Here is a 21,317-nt window from a genome sequence, read left to right on the forward strand (position 1 = left end):
ATGGGCAGGACGTGGACATGAGCGGCTTCGACGGTATGGCTGCCGGGTCCGTGGCCGAGCGCCTGCGGACCTGGGAGTGGATCTATCTCGGCTACCTGGTGTTCCTGCCGGCGCAGCCGTACTTCTCCCCGGATCCCGCGTGGTGGGAGTGGCCGCTGGCGATCGTGGTGTGCGCGGCCACGGTCCTGCTGTACGCGATCGCCCTGCTGCGGAGCCGGTCCGCGTGGGGCGTCTGGGCGTCGGTGGTCCCGATGGCCGTGCTCGGCGCGCTGGCCACGCCGTTCAACGCCGCCGCCAGCGTGCTGTTCATCTATGCCGCGGCCGCCGCGGGCAACTCGCTGCCGTGGCGGGTCGCGCGGCGCTGGTTCGCCGGCCTGACCGTGCTGGACTGCGCCACGGCACTGCTGTCACAGGTACCGGTGTCCTACCGGCTGCTGGGTTTCGGTTCGGCGCTCGTCATGATCTGGGTGATCGGGCTGCTCGAACTCAGGCAGCGCGACCGGAGGCAGGAGCTGGAGAACCAGCGGCTCCGTAACGACCAGGTCGAACTGCTCGCGACCCTGGCGGAACGCGAACGCATCGCGCGTGACCTCCACGACCTGCTCGGGCATTCGCTGACCGCGGTGGTGATGCGCGCGCAGCTGACCAAGGAACTGGTGCTCGCCGATCCCGAACGGGCGCGCGCCGAGTCCGAGGAGATCGAGCGCAACGCACGGGAGGCGCTGGCCGCGGTGCGCAGCACGGTCACCGGCTGGCGGCGGACCAGCGTCCGGGCGGAGCTGGAGGTGGCACGGCGTACGCTGGCCGGGACCGGGGTGACGTTGCGGGTGAACGTCGACGGCGAGCCGGCCCTGGTCGCGGCGACCGACCACGAGCTGGGGCTGGCGCTGCGCGAGGCGGTGACGAACGTGGCCCGGCACGCGCGGGCCTCCAGCTGCCACATCGGACTGGACACGGACGGGGAACGGGTGCGCTTGGTGATCGCGGACGACGGGATCGGCGGCGACGCCCCGGAGGGCACCGGGCTGACCGGGCTCCGGGAGCGGATCACGAAACTCGGGGGCTCGGTGCAGCGCTCCGGCTCCGCCGGCACGACGCTGGTCATCACGGTGCCGGTGGAGGCGGCCGGATGATCCGGGTGGTGCTGGCCGAGGACCAGGGCATGGTGCTGGGCGCGTTCGCGTCCCTGCTGGACCTGCAGGCGGACATCACGGTGGTGGCGACCGCGACCGACGGCGACGGCGCGCTGGCCGCGGTGCGCGAGCACCGGCCGGATGTGCTGGTGACCGACATCGAGATGCCCGGCCGTACGGGTCTCGACCTGGCCGTGGAGCTGAACCGCCTGGGTGACCCCACCCGGGTGCTGATCGTGACCACGTTCGCGCGCAGTGGCTACCTGCGGCGCGCGGTCGACGCAGGGGTGTCCGGGTATGTGCTCAAGGACGCACCGATCGGTGAACTGGCAGCGGCCCTGCGCCGGGTGCACGCGGGCGAGCGGGTGGTCTCGCCGGAGCTGGCGGTGGCCGCGTGGGACGCGGCCGATCCGTTGACGGAGCGGGAACGTGAGCTGCTGCGCGCGGTCGCGGAGGGGGCGGGCAACGCAGAGATCGCGGCGCGCCTGTGCCTTGCCGAGGGGACCGTCCGCAACTACCTCTCCAGTGCCATGGCCAAGCTGGGCGCGCGCAACCGGACCGAGGCGGCCCGGGTGGCCCGGACCCGCGGCTGGCTCTGAAGGCTGCCCGTCAATCGCGGTCCCGGTTACGGCCGTTGGTGAGCGCGTAGAGGGTTCCGAGCAGTATTCCGCCCACCACGCAGACACCGACCCCCATCGTGGAGCTGATCATGAAGCCGCTCACGACGAGGGCCGCGAAGACCATCGGTGCGGCGGTCCTGAGGTTCCTGTTCATCTGTCGTACTCCTTCTTCCTCTTCTTCTCGGACTCTTCTTCTCGGACTCTTCTTCTCGGACTTCTTCTTGAGGTGGTCTCAGCCGAGCGCCCGGGACATGAATCCCCTGATGCCGATCACCGCGGTGACCGCCATGGCGAACAGCAGCACCAGTGCGTCCGTCCACAGCGGGATCGACGACGGCGGACCGGGCAGTGCCGCGGCTCGCAGTCCTTCGCTCACGTACGTCAGCGGGTTGATCGCGGAGATCACCTGGAACCACCTCAGGTGACCGAGGGACGACCAGGGGTACTGGACGGACCCCGTGAACGTCAGCGGGGCCATGACGAGCGAGAAGGTGACACCGATGCGGTCCGGCGACACGATCGTGCCCAGTGTGAGACCGAGGCCGGCCCCGGTCGCCGAGCCGAGCAGCAGGATCAGCAGCGCGCCCGGCCAGGCGGTGAGCGGCCAGCCGGCGCCGCCCAGCACGAGGAACCCGACCGGCGCCATGACCAGCCCGGCGAACAGGCCGCACAGTGTTCCGAACACCATCTTGGCGACGGCGACCAGCTCTCCCGGCAGCGGTGCGAGCAGCCTGTCCTCGATCTCGCCGGACCACGAGAAGTCCATGATCAGCGGCATCGCGGTGTTCTCCAGGGAGACCAGCAGCGCGTTGAGCGCCATGACGCCGGGCAGCAGGGTCGCGCCGAAGTCACCCCTGGTGTAGCCGGCCTCGCCGAGCACCTTGCCGAAGACGAAGAACAGCAACAGCGGCTGGACGATCACCTGCAGCAGGAACGCGGTCGGCCGACGGGTGGTGGTGTACACATCGCGCCACAGCACCGCCAGGAAGGTCCGCGCCACGGAACCGACGTCGCCACGCGGTCGCCGGGCGGCCTCGACGGCCTCGGCGCCTTCGCTCACGGTGGTCATCGCAGTTCCCTTCCGGTCAGACTGATGAACACGTCTTGGAGGCTCGGCCGGGCGATCGACAGATCGACCAGCTCGACCCCGCGGTCGACGATGGTGCGCAGCACGTCCGGCAGCAGGACCGACGGGTCCTTCTCGGTCCGCACCCGGAAGTACTGGCTGTCGTCGGTCCCGGACCCGCTCGGCGCGTCGTGCTCGGCGGTGCCGGAGCCGGGCAGATCCGTCAGCGCGGCGAGGATCTCGGCGCTCGGCACCTGCGCACCGCGTACCTGTGCGGTGATCGTGGTGCCGCCCTGCAGTGCCCCGGTCAGCGCGCGCGGCGTGTCCAGCGCGAGAAGCCTGCCGTGGTCGACGACGCCGATGCGGTCGGACAGGCTCTCGGCCTCGTCCATGTCGTGGGTGGTGAGCACCACGGTGACGCCCCGGTCGCGCAGTTCGCGGATGCGTTCGTGCAGGAACAGCCGTGACTGGGGATCCAGGCCGGTCGACGGCTCGTCGAGGAACAGCACTTCGGGCGCGTGCATCAGGGCCCGCGCGATGACGACCCGCTGCGCCTGGCCGCCGGAGAGCCGCTCGACCCGTTGGCCGGCCTGCTCGGTGAGCCCCATCAGGTCGAGCAACTCCTCGGCGCGGCTGGTCCGTTCGTCCTTGCCGACGCCGTGGTAGCGCGCGTGGAAGAGCAGGTTCTGCCGTACGTCGAGGGAGCGGTCCAGGTTCTGGCGTTGTGGTACGACGGCGAGCAGTCGCTTCGCCGCGGCCGGCCGGGCCACCACGTCCGTACCGAAGACCAGGCACCGGCCGGACGTCGGCCGTATCCGGGTGGTCAGCACACCGACGGTGGTGGACTTGCCGGCCCCGTTCGGGCCGAGCAGGCCGAAGACCTCGCCCCGGTCGACCGTGAAGCTCAGACCGTCCACGGCGGCCGGTGCGTGCGGGTGGTAGCGCTTGACGAGTTCACTGACGGAGACGGCGTGGGTCACGGTTTCGTCCTTCCTCGGGTTCGTGGGCCGGTCACAGCCGGCCGCCGCTGTCGACGAAGCCGATCAGGTCTTCGATCCGGTCCATCGCGGTCACTCCGTGTACGTCCTCGACGGCGCGGGAGACGACGTGGCAGATCAGGTTGCGTTCCATCTCGCCGATGCCGAGCCGGTACATGTTGAGGTAGAGCCAATTGAGCACGACCCGGTACTGCTGGAAGGTGTTCCAGCCGCCCAGTTGGTCGGCCGCCGTCCGGTGGCCGCCCAGGACCCGGTGGAACTCGCTGCGGTCCGACCAGGCGCTCCAGGTCGAACCCCATGCCTCCGGCTCGCCGTTCATGTCGGTGCTGAGTGCCAACTCGCCCGTGCCGATCAGCTCGTTGGCCCGATTGCGATAGCGGAGCAGGGTGTCGAGGAGGTCGCTGAACGGGACGACGTCGTGGTAGTCCGCCGCCCCGGTGATCTCGACGACCCGCTGCCGGAAGGTACCGGCGTTGGCGTCGTAGACCTGGTCGAAGCGTGCGCGCAGACCGTCGGGCATCTTGGCCAGGAAGGCGTCGGCGTGTCCGCGGTAGGACATGTAGCCGTAGGTCACCGGCGGCAGGAAGCGGTTCGCCGCCCCGATGAACAGGTCCACCGCGAGCGCCATCTTCGAGCCCCCGCCACGGATCCAGCCGAGGATGTCGAACACGAGGTCGTTGGTGTCGACGTAGTAGTCGGCGAGCAGGTCCGCCGCGGCCGGTCCGCCGAGCACGTACTGGCGCCGGTCGTAGGGCTCGGTCTCGACGGTGTTGTTGGGCGCCCAGGGGGTCAGCGGCCCGCGTTCGCACTCCACCTCGGCCAGCCGGACGTGCTCGGCGTGAGCTGCCTGCTCGTCGAGGAGGACGGTCGACGGATGCGCCCGCAGGTACGTCTCCAGCACGTCGGCCACGGCCGGTGCGACGACCTCGTCGAAGACCTCGGCACCCGCCTGGATCGGGATACGCACATGCGGCCCGCGCCGCCAGTGCGGCTGGTAGTACACCCTGGCCGCCGAAGGGGCCACGGCCGTGATGAAGGGGCGTACCGCGTCGAGCAGCAGATCGGTGCGGTCGCCGTCGTGGTGGAACACGTTCACGGTGCGCCACACGGACTCTGTCATTCCTGGTCTCCTCGGCAGTCGAGCTCGATGACGTATTCGGTCACTCTCGGCACGCCGTGGTGGTCGAGGAGAGCGGCCTCGGGCTTCGGTGTGACCTCCTGGAACACCGCCGCGGCGGCCGGATCCCCGGCCAGCCGCTCGAAGGCCAGGACGAGGGGCGGCGATCCGATGTCGACGTACATCGGTTTGCGGCTACGGTCGCCCGCGAACGAACCGGCCGGGACCGCGCCCATGCGCAGCACGGACACGAAGAACCTCGGCGGGAGGCCGTGCCCGGTCAGCCAGGTCGTCAGCGTGAGCAGGAAGTCCGCGTCGGACTGGCCGGCCGCGCGGCGCGGGAGCGTTCCCGGCTGCGCCACCCAGGTGGCCCGCCGGAGCACCACCTGCCCGATGCTCAGCCGCGGCGCGTGCAGGACGCGGCCCTGTCCGCTCCCGGCGCTCGCGTCGTGCAGGAGCGGCTGGTCGGGGCGCAGCAGCAGGGGATTCTCGCCGAACGCCTCGATCAGCAGGGCCATGACCGGCGGGAGCTGCCGCTCGTAGGACAGTCCGCCGTGGACCGGGCGGACGACCGAGCCGCCGTCGAACAGGGCGGGCAGTCCGTCGCCGTCCAGGCCGACATTCAGCCGGGCAGGCGGCGGGTAGTCGAGCCGGTATGGCAGGGCCGCCTCGCGCTGGTTGAGCGAGGTGGCGAGGGTGTGGGTGAACTCCGCGTACATCGGCGTGCCCGGGTACACCGCATCGACCGGGAGCGGGTCGTCCGCGACGTAGCGCAGCAGTCGGCGAACGTGTGAACGGGCCCGGCCGAACCCGGAGTTCACCGCGTTGACGACCAACTTCTCGCCGTCGCGCTGCGCGTACACGGCGACCGAGCCGACCGGGCGCACCCAGGGCGGCAGCGCGTCGAGGACCTGCTCGATCCGCTGCCGGTCCGGCAGCGCGCGCCGGATCTCGGCGACCAGGTCCACCAGGTGGCGCACCTCCGGGACCGGGCTGGCCGCCAGGGTTGCGGTCAGCCCGGTCATGTCGAAGGCGACCGCGGCGGGGTGCAGCCGCCTGGCCTCATGGCCGTCGCGGACGAGTTCGGCGTAGAACCGGTCGAACGGCACCGGCGCCTGCGCGCCGAAGCGCTCCCGGATGAACGCGGCGACCGCCAGTCTGAACGGCAGCGTGTGGTCGAAGACCGCGAGCAGCCGGCAGGCGAGAGCCAGGTCGTCCAGTGCGTCCTGCCAGGACGGCAGCCCCGCCTCGACCAGGACTCCGGGGACGACCGACTGCTCGGTCACCACGTCCCGCAGCTTGCCCGTGATGCCGACGTCCCGCAGCCGTTCGTGGAGCGCCGCCCCGAGCACGACCCGGTCGGCTCCCTTGGCGCTCCCGTACGTCTGCAGCCCCTCCCGGACCGGAACCAGTTCGAGAACCCGTTCGGCCAGCTGCCGCAGCGGGTCGATGCCGTGGTCGTCGAAGTCCGGCTGGAGCAGGAGCAGTCCGCTCGCCACGAGTGAGCGCAGATATCCGGACGCCTGCTCGGGCGGCGCGGGAAGGCCCGCCGCGAGCGCGGCGAGGGTCGGCCGAGCGGCGGCGGCCCGCAGGCAGTGCCGCAGCGGCGGTGTCAGCGGCAGGGTGAGGAGGTCCTCCGCCGGTGCCGGGCCGAGGAACCGGACGGTGTCGGCCTCCAGCCGCGCACTGGGGTTGATCCGGACCGTCGCCCCGGACGACCTTTCGGCCAGGGGGGTGAGGACCGACAGGTCGAGTTCGACGATCGACCGCGCCCCCTCGGTCGCGGTCCAGCGCAGGGCCGGCCCGTCCGGAACGAACCGGCCGAGGCCGCTGGCGGTGAACGTGCTGAACGGGCTGGTCTTGACGGCGGCGCGGGCGACGTAGAGGGCCAGCCGGATCAGTTCCTGCCGGCCGGGCCTGCGCCCGAGCACCTGGTGCAGGGTGGGGCTGGCATGGGCGAGGCCCTGGTCGAACCGGGGATCCGCGCTGGTCTCGCGCAGGGCGGCGTCGATGGACCGGGACGCCTCGGCCAGTACGGCCGGCAACCGCTCACGGTCGGCGCGGTAGCGCCCCAGCCTGCGGCCGAACTCGGCTATGTCCGCGGCGAGTTCGTCACCGAGGGACGCGGCGACCCGGGGGTCGGCGAGCAGCCGGCCGGGGTCACGCTGCTGGTGGACGGTGCGGCGCAGTGCCACCAGCCTGGGCTTGGCCCCGGGGTCGCCGAGCGCGCCGATCACGTCGTGGCAGCGGTCGGACAGTCCCGCGGCGGCGGCCGTCAGCTCGGCCGCGGTACCGGCGAGCGCGAGCAGCTCGCTCCGCAGGCCGTGGTCGACGAGCCGGTCGACCACGTCCGCGGGCAGGCCCGCGACGCGTACTCCGAAGGTGGTGGCGTGGCGGGTCATGGGAACGGGTGGGGGTGGGGGTTGAGGTCGGTGTCGGTCAGTGGGCGCGGCGCGTGGCCGAGCCGGTGGGGCACCTCCCGCAGCCGCGGCAGCCCGGTGGTCCGCCGGTTGCGGTGGCCGAAGGTCATGGACAGCGCACCGGGCGCGATCACCTTCACGCAGTGCAGGTCGGCGGCTTCGTGCAGGGGCGAGGTCTGGTCGACGACCACGACGTCCATGCCGCCCGCCAGCATCCGGCCGACGGCCTCGGTCAGGTCGTCCCGCAGGTCGGTGTGGAGCGGCCACGGGCTGCGGGCGATCACCTCGTCCCAGCCGGTCATGCGGTCGCCGTCGAGCAGGAACGAGAAGCGGTCGAACGCCTCCGGTGTCGCGGCGCACAGCGCGTGGTCGGTCATGATCCGCACCAGTTCGGGGTCGGCGGCCATCCGCCTGGCCCGTTCGGCTTCGGCCGGGTACCTGGTCAGCTCCTGTTCGACGATGGGCGCCAGTTCACCGAGGGCGGTGAGCACGGCGGCGACCGGGTCCAGCGCCGAGCCGCTGGTGCAGACGACCTTCGGCCGCCTCTCGTCACCGGTGCTGTCCTGCGCGAGCACCCAGAACGCACGGATCCCCTCGGTCAGGGTGATGTCGAAGGCCCGCACACGGTAGCCGTGGCGTTCGATGCGTTCCGCGACGAGCCGGATGCGCGGATCCGGTGCGCGGGCAAGGTCCACCTCGGGCACGGGCAGCCTGGCGTACCAGGTCATCAGGAACGCGTCGCGCTCGACGACCTCCAGGATCCCGTGCAGGACCGCTTCCTCGATGCAGCCGCCGAGCGCGCAGCCGTTGGAGATCTCGAAGGTGAACGGCTTGTCCGCCCGGGTGCCCGGCTGCAACGGCATCCGGTAGTACGCGTGGGTCTCCGGCACGAGCACCGGCCGGGCCCGGCCGAACGAGTACGCCCACACCCAGGACACCTCGGCGTCCTCGGTGAACGGCTGGTACTGGCAGTCCGGCTCCAGGTAGCGCTCCGGGGCGAGCAGGCCGAACGTACGGGGGTCCAGGGCATCCTCGGCCAGTTCCGCGTAACTGCCGCGCACGGTGGTCCGCTTGCCCCAGGGCCACTGGCCGCCGAGCCGTTCCAGTGCCTCGGCGACCGCGGTGGCCCGGCTCGACGCGAAGTCACGGGTGCGCCCGAACCCCGCCTCGCCCCGGTAGCCGTACTCGGCCAGGACCGCTTCGGTCAGCGGGACCATCGAGTCGCGCATGCCGCGGGGCGGGGCGACCACACCGGTCTCGGCGTCCACGTAGAGCCGGGTCAGCCGGGACTCGGAGAGTTCGCGGATCCTGCTGGAGCGGGCCCGGGGCTTGGGCCGGGCGAGGGGCACGATCTCGGCTCGTGCGGCCGTGTCGTCGGGCAGCTCGCCGCAGACCGCGCACAGCGGGTCCGGGAGGAACGCGTGCCGGGTCAGCGACAGGTCGCGCAGGCCGAGGTACCAGCAGCGGTCCCCGGCGACGCCCGACTGCAGCACGTCGCACACGGCCTCGGCGGCGAAGCCGGACAGCCAGGCCGAGGGCCGGGTCGCGATCCGCTCGTCCTCGCGCAACTCGCCCGTCCAGGGCGCCCGTTCGGGCGCGCTGGAGCGCCATTTCTGCAGGCACCAGACGCAGCCGGGCTCGCCGGGCCGGACCACCGGGCCGATCACGGCCCGGTCGAGTTCGGTCCACACCGGCAGCCAGGGCTCGCCCCGGTCCTGCGCCGCGGTCCAGTCGCCGGTGTCCCAGCCGTCGCGCGCCACCACCAGCATCGACGGCGGGCGCCGGGCGATGGCGTCGGCCAGCAGGCCGTCGCCGAGTACGGTGTCGCTCACGAGCCGTTCCCTCTCACCAGGTCAGCCGGAACTCGGGGCGCGGCCCGGCGGGGTGCTCGGTGCCGAACTGCGCCACCAGCAGGCTCCGCTTGCGCCCCTCCAGGCCGAACCAGCCGTCCAGCAGGTGCGTGAGCACGTCGTTCTGGATCCGGCCCGCCACCTCGGCGGCTGCGGCGGCGAGGCAGGCCCGGTGCAGTGCGGCACCGGCCGCCGCCTGCTGCACGCGGTACCAGCGGGAACCGAACCGCTCCTCGGCCGCCTCGGCGTCCCCCACCGGCAGCAGCCATACGTTCGCCGTGCGGGCACCCTGCTGGGTCAGCGCGGCAAGGGAGGCTTCGCGCAGCACCTGACGGGGGTTGCCGCCCTCGCCGACCGGTTTCAGCTGGTGCTCGTCGGGCAGGTAGCGGTAGGCGCCGTCCGGGACCCCGGGCACGTCGGCGATGACGCAGTAGAACTCGACCAGGTTCGCCGGGAGGTCCCAGCGCACCGGCCGGCCGTAGGCGGTGAGGATCGCGGCCAGCGTGCCGATGGGCATGCTCGCGCCGCTGAAGCCGCGCATGGCCGCACGACGGTTGCGCGTTCCGGCCCGCAGGTCCGCCTCCGCATGCGGCAGGCTGATCCGTCCGGTCTCCCCAGGGGGCGCGGAGGGCAGCGGCTGCGGGGCTGGGCGGCTCTCGGTGAGCACGGCCGCATGTGCGGCGAAGGCGCGCGGGAAGGCGGACAGCGCAGGGCCCTCGAACGCGGCGGGCACCGGTGCGACGAGCTCGACGACCGCGTGCACCCCTTCGCTGCGCGGGTCGAGCCCCAGCAGCTCGGTGAGGTCGGCGTCGGGGAAGCACAGCCGGGCCGTGGCGTCCTCGTCGGCGGCGGCCACCAGCGCCTGGGCCACCTGGATCCCGGCCTCCAGGCAGGCGAGACGGTAGTACATCTCGCCGTACTTGGCGGCCAGCCGCCAGAACACATTGGTCTGCACGAGGATCGTCGTGGCCGGCCGGGACGCCGCCCAGCTCCGGTGGTCACCCGAACGCAGCCGCACCAGGTCGTGCCGGGCCGGGTCGTAGTAGTAGACGCCGGCGGGCACCTCCGAGTCGGGCCCGGCGATCACATACCACTCGGCGCTGTACCGGGCGCCCCCCGACGGCGTCGGACGGCGGGTCACCAGCCACTGCAGCGGATCGTCGTCCGGGATGGCCTCGAAGCTGTCGGTGAAGGGCAGCATGTCCAGCGGGGTCAGCCACTGGGCCCGGGTGATGCCGCCGAGTTCGGCGAGCTGCCTGCCGAGCCGGTGCTCGGACTTCTCGGGCGGCCAGGGCAGCGGGTGCCGCGGTGCGCCCGGGTAGCTCTTGACCACCCGGGGCGGGTACGCCTCCGGGTTCGCCACCTCGGTCGGCGTGTGCACGTTCTCGTGGTAGCGGGTCGCCTCGTTGCTCATGGGGTCACACGCCGCACAGGTCGAAGGCGGTTCTGGTCAGGAGCAGCCGCAGGTGGGACTCCTGGGCCAGGCTGATGCCCAGCCGGTTGCACATCAGGTGCATGCACCGTTCCACGATCAGCTGCGGGACCAGGTGGTTGATGTGCTGCAGCACATCGGCGGGAGCCTCGAAGTCGGGGTAGGCGTCCAGCTGACCCAGCAACTCCAGTTCGACCAGGGTGTCGTTGGCCTCCCGCACGGTCTTCAGCCAGTTGCTCGCCACCGACGAGTCCGGCAGCGCCACCCCCCTGGTCGCCGCCCACACCGTCTCCAGGCCGGCGCGCAGCTGGGCCTTGTTGGCGTCGAAGTACCGCTCGAAGTCCGACGATTCCAGCAGCTGGGCGGCGGAGCCGCCGCTCTCGACCATGAACCGTGCCTGGTAGGCGAGTTCGGGCAGGATGCCGGTGAAGACCGTACGGTTGGCGGCCATCATGGCGAAGGCGTCCATGGCGCGCTGTCCCGGGGTCCGGCCGCGGGCGATCAGTTCGACCGCCAGGGCGCTTGCGGCCATGAACTGCTTCTCGACGGCCTCCAGTGCGCGGCCGCTGCCGAACACAGAGGTCTCGGGCACGTAGTCGATGAACGCGACCGAGTTGTCCGGGTGCAGCACCGTGTCGTAGTCGGTCATCTGCTCCAGCGCGGCGAGTGCGGCGGCGGACTCGGTGTAGCCCTGCTCGGTCAGTTCGGACTGCGACGGCGACGTGCGGTAGAACTCCGCGGCCGTCGCCTCGATGGCCGAGCGGACCTCCTCGGCCTGCTCCGGGCGGGCGCGCACCCGCAGCCGGACGTGCGGGCCGCCCTCCCAGTAGCGGAGGAAGAAGAAGCCATCGGCCAGCCCGGCCCGGCCCAGCCGTTCGACGACGGGCCTGACGACGCCGACGATCACGGCGTCCTGGTCGCCGTGGTAGAAGAGGTGGGCGCTGACCCAAGTGTGCTCAGACATATGTGACTCCGGGCTCGTTCAGTTCCACGATGTACTCCGCCACGTGCTCGCCGCGGACCTGGCCGGGGTCCGGCAGCATCTCGCTGATCTGCACGATCGCGTCGGGTTCGGCGAGTCGGCGTTCCAGGCCGAGCAGCAGCAGCGCGCTCGCGAAGTCCACGTAGTTCGGTTTGGTGTCGTTGCTCGGCCCCTGCCTGTTCTCGCCCTGGCCGAGAAAGGCCGGGTCGAGCACGGTGACGAAGCACCGCTCGGGGATGCCGTGTTCGGCCAGCCAGGCGGCTGTTTTCAGCATCCAGGCCGCACCGGTCTCGGCATCGGCCCGCCGGGGCAGCCGGTCCGCGCGGGTCATCCACATGGCGCGGCGCAGCACCACGCCGCCCACCATCAGCCGGGGCAGGTGGCGTACGCCGTCGTCCGCCCGCGGGTCCGAGGTCATCCTCAGCTCGGTGTGCGCACCGAACCAGGTGTTGGACTCGCCGAACGCCTCGATCATGAAGCGGGCGGCGGGCGGCAGCAGCCGGTCGGCGCCGAGACCCGGGTGCACCGGGCATATCCGCCTGCCCAGCCGCCGCGACACCAGCGCGAGCAACCCGTCGTCACCGCTGTGCACATAGAGGTCGTTGACCGGTACCCGGTCGTCGTCCGTGCGCGTGCTGCGGACACCGGGGTAGTCGACGACCAGCCCCACGCCCGGCTTGCGGACGTTGACGGCGGAGCGGGCCACGGCCTCGAACTCGGCGAAGAGCATGTCGCCGCGGTGCACGGCCGGCCCCGGTTCGTCCGGGACGTCGGCGTGCAGGTCGAGCACGTCCAGGATCTGCCGTACCCGGTTGCGGCCGCGGCCGAAGCCGCAACCGATGCTGTTGACCACCAGTTCCGGCCCGCGCACGGCGTCGGCGAGCTGGCAGTAGACCGCGAGCGAGGTCGGTGTGCGGACCCAGTCCGGCCATTCCTTGGCCAGCGTCCGCACCTCCTCGGGGTCGACGCGGACCACGCCGTCCCCGTCGGGCCTCCGCTCGCCCAGCAGCCGCTTGACGGCGGTGCGCAGGCGGTGCAGCTCGCGCACGGCCCCGACCGGGCTGTCCGCGGCGGCGAACCGGCTGTGTGCGAGGAGCGACCCCTGCCCGGCCGGGCCCGAGGCGGCGCCGGCGGACTGCTCGGCCAGCACGTCCCGGTAGAACACCAGCAGCGGGATCTGCGCGCCGGCCGGGTAGCGGCTGCGGAACATCTCGCTGAGCGTGAGCTTGAACGGCAGATCGGGACCGATCAGGCCGAGCAGGGTACGCACCGCGTCCAGGTCGTCCAGCAGCGGCCGCCAGCCCGCCCGGTCCAGTACGGCCGTCGTTCCGGGGTGCACGGCGTTCTCGTAGAAGCTGTACCGGGCGAACTCCTGGGCCATCTTCGGGCTGTGGGCGTGGGCGTGGTCGCCCACCTCGCGCAGTGCCGTGTCCAGTCCGCGGACGACGGCTTCGCGGACGGCGACGCGGTCGCCGGGTTCGGTGACCGCCGGGTAGCTCGACAGGGCCTCGGCCACCCCCAGCAGGGTCCGGTCCAGCCGTTCCAGGCCGGGCTGCCGGCGCTGCCGCAGCCAGGCACGCAGGTCGCCGACCGGGTCCGCGGACTGGTCGGCGAGCGGCGGGACCAGTTCCAGCAGGCCCAGCGTCACCAGCCGGCGCAGGAACACGTCGACCTGGTTCCCGTCCGCGGCCAGGGCCAGGAGCTCGCCGCGCAGGTCGTCGAAGGTGCTCCGGCCCGTGGTCAGTTCCAGCACGCGGCGCAGGGTCGGGGTGAGCGCGAGGGTGTGCACGTACTCCCCCGGCCGACGGCCCAGGAACAGCAGGGCGCCGTCCAGGGCCGTGGCGCTGGGGTTGATCCGGATCCGGCAGCCGCCGACCAGCTCGGGGCGTTCGCAGACCGCGCGCGCGATCCGGTGCAGCGATCCGACGCTTGCCTCGGTCGCGGTCACCGCGGTGAGCTGCCCCCCGGCCGGCTGGACGAGGTCCTCGGCCCGGCCCCAGGCGGCCAGGCCGCTGCTGGTGAACGTGGAGTACGGGCTGGTCTTCGCCGCGGAACGGGCCAGGTACTGCGCCAGGCGCAGCACGGTCTGGCGCTGCGGGGCACGACCGGTGTCGAACCACTTCCGCAGGGCCAGGAACATGTCCGGGTTGGCGTGCACGAGACCGAGCTGGAACGCGGGCAGCCGGGCCGCGGCGAGCAGGGACTCGTAGCTCGCGGCCCAGTCCTGTTCGAGCTGCTCCGGCAGTGCCGCGAGCAGGCGGTCGCGTTCGTCGAGCCGCGCCGTCCATTCCCGTACCGGGCCGGCCAGTTCGGCGGGGAGGCCGGCCAGCCGTTCCGGGCCGACGTGCCGACCGCGGTGCACGGCCCTGCGCACCGCGACGAGCCTGGCCTTGAGCTCGCCGTCGCCGGTGGCGCCGACCGCCGCGTGCAGCAGGTCCGACAACTCGCCGGCCGCCACGGCGATCTCGGCGCGCAGCGGTACCAGGCTGGTGGCGGTGCGCCAGCTCCGCACGCAGCGCAGTCCTTCCAGCGCGGCGAGCGGGCTGCCGGCGAGGCGGACCACGGCGGCCGGAGCGAGCACGTACTGCGCCGGCTCGGGGCCGGTTTCCTGCGACCTGTCCCTCACTGAGCCCCCTCCGGTTCGACGGGCACGATCACGCGACCGCCCGGGCCGGTCCTGGCCAACAGGATCTGGAAGACCGGGGCGTGGCGTTGTTCGGTGAGTCCGAGCGCCGCGCGCACTCCGTCGGCGTGGTAGGCGTTGACGATCCGGCCGGAGACTCCCTGCGCGGCGGCCGCGACGCACACGCGGTGCGCGAGCAGTCCGGCCTCCTGGTTGAGCACCCGGTAGCCGCGGTCGCCGAAGGTGTCGAAGGCCCAGTCGCGGTCGACGACGAGATGGACGACGGCGTTCATGTTCCGGAAGACCGGTCCGGGGATGGTGACGCGTTCGATCGCGGTGAGGGCGTCCGTGCCGCCCTGCCCTGTGTCGGGGGTCGCCGGGCGGACCGGGTGCAGCGCGCCGGTGCCCTGGTCGAGCCGGTAGCAGCCCGCAGGTATGCCGGTGAGGTCACCGACGGTCAGGAAGATCTCCACCGGCACCGGCGCACCCGCCGGGACGGCATCGCTGCTGACCCCGGTGCGTACCCGGGCCAGCCGTGCCCACAGTTCGGGTCCGTCGACCTGCGAGGCGACCGGCCGGAAGATCCCGGGACCGGAATCGCGGGCCCGCAGCACCTGCGCCAGGTCCACTTCCGGAGCGGCCGTCCGGGGCGGGGCCAGCGGTTCGGCTGCGGGCAGCGCGGGCGCGGCCGGTTCGGCCGTCGCGAAACCCCCGGTGTCGGTGCGGAGGGACGCGCGGTTGACCGCCGTCAGCGTCGGACATGCCTGCGCGACCCGCAGTCCGCTGCGGACCACGTACGGCTCGATCGGGTCGAGGGTCCCGGCCAGTGCCGCCGCCGTTTGCACCGCCTCCCGGCGCCGGATTCCAGGGTCGGCACCGGCGAGGTGCAGCGGCAGGACCACGAGCGCCGGCTCCTCGTCGGGGTCGAGCCCGAGCAGCTTGTTGACCGGCTCGTCGACGAACTGGTGGTGCACATGGGCCCGCAGGCCCATGGACCGCGCCACCAGGTCGAGGTTCCCGGTGAGCAGACCGGCCTCCTGGGTGCACAGCCGGTAGGCGTAGTCGCGGTAGATGTAGGCGGCCTTGGAGAACAGCCCGGAGAGCACGAGTACGGCCTGAGGCGGCGCACCCGTGGATCCGGTCGCCCGGGCCAGCAGCTCCCGGTGGTCCCCGTCGCGCAGCCGCACCAGCGAGTGGTGCGGGGCGTCGTAGTGGTGGACGCCCTCGGCCAGGCACACGTACAGCTGGACGGCGAACAGGCAGCGCGCCGACGCGACCATCCGGTGGTAGGGCCAGGTCCCGTTGGTGTCGAACTCCTGCCGGGAGATGCCGTAGCCGTAGCGCAGCAACGTGGAGAGCGCCTGCTCGTCGAGCGCCTCGACCCCGGTCAGCCGCCGGGGCACCCTGGTCGTCAGCGGGCGCCGGGGCAGGCCCCGGTAGATCTTGAACTTCAGCGGCTCGTCCGGGTTGGCGTACTCCGACTGCCGGGTCTCCATCGCCTCGGCGAGGTCCTCCAGGCTGACCCGCAGGAACTCCCGGCCCACGCGGGCCTCGTGCTCGATCACGGCTGCCCCGGTCACGGGAAGGGATGCGGGTGCGGGTTGCGCACCTCGGGCAGCCTGGGCAGCCCGGTCACCCGCCGGGCCGTGTGTCCGAAGGTCATCGGCACCGACCCCGGTGCCATCACCTTGACGCATGTGAAGCCTCCAGCTGTCTGTTCCATGGAGGTGGTGTCGACGGCGACGACGTCCATGCCGGCCGCCGCGAAACGCCGGACGCACTCGTCGAGATCCGCGCCGATGTCGGCGTTGACCGGCCACGGCCGGCGTTCGAGTCCCTGCTGCCAGGTCGATGTCACCGGGTCGTCGAGCAGGAACGAGTACCGGTCGAAACTGGCCGGATCGGCCGCGCAGAGCAGGTGGTCGGCCATCGACACGACCTCGTCCGGGTGGCCGGCCAGATGCCGGGCGCGCTCGCTCCAGCCCGGATCGAGCGCGAGGATCGTCACGTACTCGACGGTCTGGCTCAGCTCGTGCAGCGCGGCCAGGATCGCCTCGGCCGGGCGCAGTCCGCTGCCGCCGGTCGACACGGCCCTGGGCCGGCCGGTCCCGGTGACGTCCTCGGCCAGGGTCCAGAACGACGGGATCCCGTGCTCCCGCGTGGAGTCGAACACGTGCACCCGGTACCCCTGGCGCTCGATGCGCTCGGCCACCAGCGGGATACGGCGATCGGGCACCGTGGCGAGGTCGATGCGAGGCAGGGGAATCTGCCCGTACCAGGCCATCAGGAAGGCGTCGCGTTCGGCGACCTCGAGGACGCCGTGCAGCACGGCCTCCTCGTAGCAGCCCCCGAGCGCGAAACCGCTGGAGATCTCACAGGCGAACCTGCGCTCGCCGGCGGGCATCGGCGACCGGTGGTAGACGAAGCTCTCCGGCACCAGTACCGGCCGGCCGCGGCCGAAGGAGTACCCCCACACCCAGTCGGTCACCGCGTCCTCGGTGAACGGCCGGTAGGGGAAGTCCGGGGTCAGGAACCGGTCGTCGGGATACAGGCCGAGCGAGCGCGGATCGATCGCGGCACCGGCCACGTCGGCGTAACCGGCCCTGACGCCGGTCCGCCTGGCCGGCGCGTACGCGGCGAGCCGTTCGAGCGACTCGGCCACCGCGATGGACCACGCGGAGGCGAAGTCCCTGGTGCGGCCGTAACCGGCCGGCTCCATCGGGGCACCGGGTACGGCCAGAACGGCCCCGGTGAACGGAAAGGCGTGCTGGGTGTAGGCGGTGACCGAGGGGATCAGGCCGCTCTGCTCGTCGACGTAGGCCGCCCGGAGTGCGCCCTGGTCCAGCGGGCGGACGCGGCTCGACTCCGGCGACAGCTTCGGCCGCGCCTCCCGGACGGGCCTCGCCGCCTGCTCGGTGTCGGCCGGCAGCACCGAACACGCCGGACAGTGCGGATCGTTGAGGAAACCGTGGCGGGACAGCGCGAGCGTGGCCGTGTCGACGATCCAGAACCGCTGGGCCCCGGGCCGGACCGCGGCCAGTTGGGCGACGGTGTCGGCCAGGAAGCTCGGCAGCTCCCGGTCCGGCGCCACGGCCGCCATCTCGGCGGCGCGTTCGGTGGAGGCCGACGCGGCACGACGCGTGCGCAGGCACTCCGGACAGCCCGGCGCCCACGGTCCCACGACCACCTGATGTGGTTCGCGGAGCACCTGCGGCTGGTCAGCCATGGACGACCACGGCACGCACGACGAACGGACAGGCCCGGGCCACGGAGGCATCGTGGTCCAGCGGGACCGCGACCACCCGGCCGCCTTCCCGGGTCAGCCCGGCCACGACCTCTTCCAGGGGCGCCGAACGGGGCCGCGCCCCGGCCGCATCCTCGGCGGCGGTCCCACGCAGGGCCACAGGCAGCTCGGGCACGGGCGCCGGCGCGTAACCGGGCTGGTCCGTGACCCGGGCCTGGTAGGCGAGCAGGGTCCGCTCCAGCCCCTGCTCCAGCGCCACGCCCGCCTCCAGGTCGCTGACGTACGCGACCGTGCCGGTCGGGGTGGTGAACGCGAACGTGGGCAGGCCGAGCAGGCCGGACAGGTCGTGGACCTCGAAGGACTGCTCGACGATGCCCAGCAGCTTCAGGTAGCGCTCACCGCGCGGGGTCAGCTCAGCGGTGTCCATGTCCAGCCGCGGCAGTGGTCCGGCGGCGGCCGAAAGTGCCTGCGCGACGCGGTCGTTGGCCGCCGCCACCACCGCGGCGCGCACGGCGTCGGACCAGTCCAGCCCACTGGCCGCGGTCCGCGCGGGGAAGACCTCCGCGGCGTCGACCGTGACGTGTTCACCGGTCAGCACGTCCAGGCCGTACAGCCTCTCGCCCTTGCGGGAGTCGGCCATGACGGCCGCGTAGCGCTCGAACGCGTGCCGGACGGCCCGCTGGCGCGACTCGACCACGGTCTCGCCGCAACCGTGGACCGGGAAGGGACCACCGGCCAGGCCGACCGGGTCGGAGACCACGACCTCGCTGACGAACAGCGGCAGTTGCTCGTAGTCGCGCTCGGTGACCTCGGCGAACACACCGGTCCGCGGGTCGACGAAGTCCACCGCGCGCCGGGCCAGTTCGTCGTCGTCGACAGGAGCCGCGGCGGCCAGGGCGGTCAGCCGCGCCGGGTCGTCGGGAACCACGGGCCGGGCGAGTGGGTGCGGCAAAAACGCGTGCTTCGAGGTCTCCAGCGTCTCCAGGTCGAATCGCACCAGGTGAGCGGCCCCGCTGCCCTCGTCGATTCCGGTGAGATGGCGGAACGCCGCGAAGCACAGCTGGTTGGCGACCAGTGCGACGGTGGGTCCGCGCAGGAACTCGCTCGGGGCCACCTCGGGGTGGTCCCGCAGATCCGCACCGGTCAGGTCCGAGGTGAGTGCGGACAGTCGACGCCACGCCGAATCCCACGCGGTGGCCTCGTCGTCCTTGCCGATCACCGGGCCGATCCACGCCTCGTCACCCGCCACCAGCGCCTGCCCGAACGCGGCGCCCGCGGCGATGGCGGCTGCGGGCAGCAGCCGGGCCCGTTCGATCATGGGGCGGTCGGCGACGTGCAGCACCATGGTGGCGTCCGCAGTCAGCAGGTCGAGCGGCCGGGCGTCGGCCTCCAGGTACTCGATCCGCTGCTCCGGGTCCTGTTCACGGGACGCGGCCAGGTGCTCGTCGACGCGGTCGCGGTCGAAGTGCGACTCGGCGAACGGTGCGAGCCGTACCGTACGCACACCGGCGCGCAGCTGCGAGTTGGCCAGGGCCTGCAACAGCGGACCGGATCCGGTCAGCACGAGGGAGCTGTTGCGATAGGTCTCGAAGCGCAATTCCGGCGAATCGGTGAAGTACTCGATGAACGAGATGTTGGCCGCGTAGGTGGTGGCCAGCTCGCCGGACAGGGTGTGCGGACGGTCGTCCAACACATTTTTTACGTAACCCTTGCCCTGCAGGAGCAGAATCAGTTTCGCCAGTGCGCTACGGCTGGATTCCGGCACGGCGGCGCACAGCTCGCCGAGCGTCCTGGTGCCGTCGAGCATCGGCGCGATCCGCTGGATGAATTCGTACGTCGACGCGCCCTTGAGTATTGACCCGCCCAGGTTGCTGCGGATGTACGCACCCTCCGGAACGCGCATGACGTAGACGTCACCGCGCAGTCGTGGCCGTATCCGCTCCACATCGACTCCCATGACCACCGCTTCTTTGCAAATTCATTGACAACTGGCCAGCAGGAAGGGCCGAGAGCCACCCGGTCCCTTTTGGTGAACACGCACCGGCTAGAGCACATGTGCCGAGAATTCAGCGCCCGATCAGGTGCAGGAGCAGCACGGGCAACAGCAGCAGCAGCTGCTCTGGCCCTTTGACGCGGACAGCTCCGTCAGGCCGTAACCGGCCGTCACCGACGCGGGCACCACCTCGCCCAGGTCCACCAGCTCGAAAGCGCTGTCATCCAGCACCAGGCTGTCGAAGTCCTCCATGTCGTTCACCTCCTTCGCCTGTCTCGTGCGGAGCACATGTGCCGGGGCAGGCCCCGGATCAGGTGCAGGAGCAGCAGGGGCAGCAGCAGCAGCAGCTGCTGGCGCCGCCGGAAGCGGACAGCTCCGTGAGGCCGTAGCCGGCCGTCACCGACTCGGGCACCACCTCGCCCAGGTCCACCAGCTCGAAGGCGCTGTCATCCAGCACCAGCTCGTCGAATCCCTCCATGTCTTTCACCTCCTTTCGGCGTACGGCCGATGCGGTCCCGATCGGGACCGGCACCGACGGTCAGAGTGCTTTCACCTCCGGCAGAACCTGGTCACAGAAGAGCTCCAGGGTCTGCCGAGCTTCGGGGAGCGGCATCGCGCCGAAATCGACCTGCCACAGGATCTGGTCGACGCCGCCGATGTCCTCGTTGAAGGCACGGATGCGGTCGATGACCGTGGCCGGCGATCCGACGATCGCACCGCCTTCGGTGTAGAGCTTCTTGGGCTGCATGCCGCGCAGCATCCAGCCGAACCCGGAGTAGCCGCGGTAGGCCGAGGACTCCCGCCTGTCCCAGGGGCTCACTGCCTCCGCCCATACGTCGAGGTAACGACGCAGGTAGGTCTCCGCGATCTCGGCCGCGCGCTCGTCGGTCTCGGCGACCACCAGCGGCAGGCTGGCCGAGACCCGGGGCCGCAGTTCCGAATCACCGTGCGCCGCCTGGAAGGCGTTGCGGTAGAGGGTCAGCTGGGCGCGGAACTCGTGCGGCGAGATCATCGGCGTGATCAGCAGCCCGAGCCCCTCCGTGCCCAGCCAGGTGAAGCTGTCCGGTGTGCGCACCGCGGCACCCCACATCGGCGGGTGCGGCTGCTGGGTGGGCCGCGGCAGTCCGGTCACGTCGCGGTAGGAGAAGAACGGCGTCTGCTCACTGACCTTCTCCTCGGTCCAGATCCGCCGCACCGCGCGGATCGTCTCGCGGAATCGGTCGACGCTCTCGTCCATCTCCACACCCAGCGCGTCGAACTCGTCCGGCAGGTACGCCCGGGCGAACCCCACGTCGAGCCGGCCACCGCTGATCGCGTCCACCTGCGCGGCTTCCGCCGCCAACTGGATCGGATGGTGGAAGACCGGCAGGACGCATCCGGTGATCAACCGGACCGAGCTCGTCCGAGCGGCCACCGCGGACAGGAAACCCAGCGGGCTGGGGCAGTAACCGCCGTAGTGATGCAGATAGTGCTCGGTCATCTTGACCGAATCAAGGCCACCGGCCTCCGCCTGGACCGACAACTCAAGCGCATCACGGAAATAGGTCTGCGGAGATTTCATCTCCGGCGTGCAGTCAGGAAGAAAAGAAAGCCCGAAGCGCACCGATACCACACTCCATATATCCGCCGGATGAATTCCGGAGGTTCACTGCCCGAACACTGGGGCCGGTCGGCACGCCACCAGGTGTTTCGGCGCTGACGCTACATGGGGGCACTGGGGCCGTCAATTACGCCCCGACATTTTTACGAATCTCAAATAAAGCTCAAATCTGGCCCGGTATCCTCGGGGATACTTACGGTGCCTGGGGTGCGTTATTGACGCCAATGCGCGCCGCTGGA

17 protein-coding genes are annotated in these 21,317 nt (G+C 71.7%); 2 read left to right on the forward strand and 15 right to left on the reverse strand.

All coding sequences use genetic code 11. The features are described 5' to 3' along the window. Positions 1-17: 17 nt before the first annotated feature. The gene (locus tag ACWCRD_RS27065; protein WP_450968369.1) at positions 18-1,133 is read left to right on the forward strand and encodes a sensor histidine kinase; all 1,116 of its coding nucleotides are present in this window, start codon (positions 18-20) and stop codon (positions 1,131-1,133) included. Further along, entirely contained in the window at positions 1,130-1,732 is a 603-nt protein-coding gene (locus ACWCRD_RS27070; RefSeq protein ID WP_232646950.1) for a response regulator transcription factor, read from the forward strand. The genes ACWCRD_RS27065 and ACWCRD_RS27070 overlap by 4 nt, the downstream gene beginning before the upstream one ends. 10 nt (positions 1,733-1,742) lie before the next feature. Here the strand turns inward: ACWCRD_RS27070 and ACWCRD_RS27075 are convergent, their stop codons facing one another. The 15 genes from ACWCRD_RS27075 to ACWCRD_RS27145 form a co-directional block, all read right to left on the reverse strand. Further along, positions 1,743-1,907: a hypothetical protein gene (locus ACWCRD_RS27075; RefSeq protein ID WP_232646949.1), complete on the reverse strand. Its 165-nt coding sequence runs from the start codon at positions 1,905-1,907 to the stop codon at positions 1,743-1,745. Positions 1,908-1,985: 78 nt separating this feature from the next. Next, entirely contained in the window at positions 1,986-2,822 is an 837-nt protein-coding gene (locus ACWCRD_RS27080) for an ABC transporter permease (RefSeq protein WP_450968370.1), read from the reverse strand. Then, on the reverse strand, positions 2,819-3,799 hold the full coding sequence (locus ACWCRD_RS27085; RefSeq protein ID WP_450968371.1) for an ABC transporter ATP-binding protein: 981 nt from the start codon (positions 3,797-3,799) through the stop codon (positions 2,819-2,821). The genes ACWCRD_RS27080 and ACWCRD_RS27085 overlap by 4 nt, the downstream gene beginning before the upstream one ends. Positions 3,800-3,830: 31 nt before the next feature. After that, on the reverse strand, positions 3,831-4,937 hold the full coding sequence (locus tag ACWCRD_RS27090) for a thiopeptide maturation pyridine synthase (protein ID WP_450968372.1): 1,107 nt from the start codon (positions 4,935-4,937) through the stop codon (positions 3,831-3,833). Next, the gene (locus ACWCRD_RS27095; protein ID WP_450968373.1) at positions 4,934-7,336 is read right to left on the reverse strand and encodes a lantibiotic dehydratase; all 2,403 of its coding nucleotides are present in this window, start codon (positions 7,334-7,336) and stop codon (positions 4,934-4,936) included. Before ACWCRD_RS27095 ends, ACWCRD_RS27090 begins: the two co-directional genes overlap by 4 nt. Beyond that, complete coding sequence (locus ACWCRD_RS27100) at positions 7,333-9,186, reverse strand: TOMM precursor leader peptide-binding protein (protein ID WP_450968374.1); 1,854 nt, start codon at positions 9,184-9,186, stop codon at positions 7,333-7,335. The genes ACWCRD_RS27095 and ACWCRD_RS27100 overlap by 4 nt, the downstream gene beginning before the upstream one ends. 13 nt (positions 9,187-9,199) lie before the next feature. Then, positions 9,200-10,618 carry a nitroreductase family protein gene (locus ACWCRD_RS27105; protein ID WP_450968375.1) on the reverse strand — a complete coding sequence of 473 codons (1,419 nt, stop codon included), beginning with the start codon at positions 10,616-10,618 and terminating at the stop codon, positions 9,200-9,202. A 4-nt stretch (positions 10,619-10,622) separates the two neighbouring features. Then, entirely contained in the window at positions 10,623-11,600 is a 978-nt protein-coding gene (locus ACWCRD_RS27110) for a lantibiotic dehydratase C-terminal domain-containing protein (RefSeq protein ID WP_450968376.1), read from the reverse strand. Further along, positions 11,593-14,244, reverse strand: a complete 2,652-nt coding sequence (locus ACWCRD_RS27115; RefSeq protein ID WP_450968377.1) for a lantibiotic dehydratase — start codon at positions 14,242-14,244, stop codon at positions 11,593-11,595. Before ACWCRD_RS27115 ends, ACWCRD_RS27110 begins: the two co-directional genes overlap by 8 nt. Further along, positions 14,241-15,821 (reverse strand): SagB family peptide dehydrogenase, encoded by a 1,581-nt coding sequence (locus tag ACWCRD_RS27120; protein ID WP_450968378.1) that lies wholly within the window; start codon positions 15,819-15,821, stop codon positions 14,241-14,243. Before ACWCRD_RS27120 ends, ACWCRD_RS27115 begins: the two co-directional genes overlap by 4 nt. Then, on the reverse strand, positions 15,818-17,467 hold the full coding sequence (locus ACWCRD_RS27125) for a TOMM precursor leader peptide-binding protein (RefSeq protein WP_450968379.1): 1,650 nt from the start codon (positions 17,465-17,467) through the stop codon (positions 15,818-15,820). The genes ACWCRD_RS27120 and ACWCRD_RS27125 overlap by 4 nt, the downstream gene beginning before the upstream one ends. After that, a complete protein-coding gene (locus ACWCRD_RS27130; RefSeq protein WP_450968380.1) occupies positions 17,460-19,442 on the reverse strand; it encodes a hypothetical protein in 1,983 nt (660 codons plus the stop codon). The genes ACWCRD_RS27125 and ACWCRD_RS27130 overlap by 8 nt, the downstream gene beginning before the upstream one ends. Positions 19,443-19,562: 120 nt before the next feature. Next, entirely contained in the window at positions 19,563-19,730 is a 168-nt protein-coding gene (locus ACWCRD_RS27135; protein WP_232646937.1) for a thiomuracin/GE37468 family thiazolyl RiPP peptide, read from the reverse strand. A 58-nt stretch (positions 19,731-19,788) separates the two neighbouring features. Next, the gene (locus ACWCRD_RS27140) at positions 19,789-19,956 is read right to left on the reverse strand and encodes a thiomuracin/GE37468 family thiazolyl RiPP peptide (protein ID WP_232646936.1); all 168 of its coding nucleotides are present in this window, start codon (positions 19,954-19,956) and stop codon (positions 19,789-19,791) included. 60 nt (positions 19,957-20,016) lie between these two features. After that, the gene (locus ACWCRD_RS27145) at positions 20,017-21,090 is read right to left on the reverse strand and encodes an LLM class flavin-dependent oxidoreductase (RefSeq protein WP_450968381.1); all 1,074 of its coding nucleotides are present in this window, start codon (positions 21,088-21,090) and stop codon (positions 20,017-20,019) included. Positions 21,091-21,317 lie beyond the last annotated feature (227 nt).

The sequence above is a fragment of the Streptomyces sp. NPDC002092 genome (assembly GCF_053593775.1).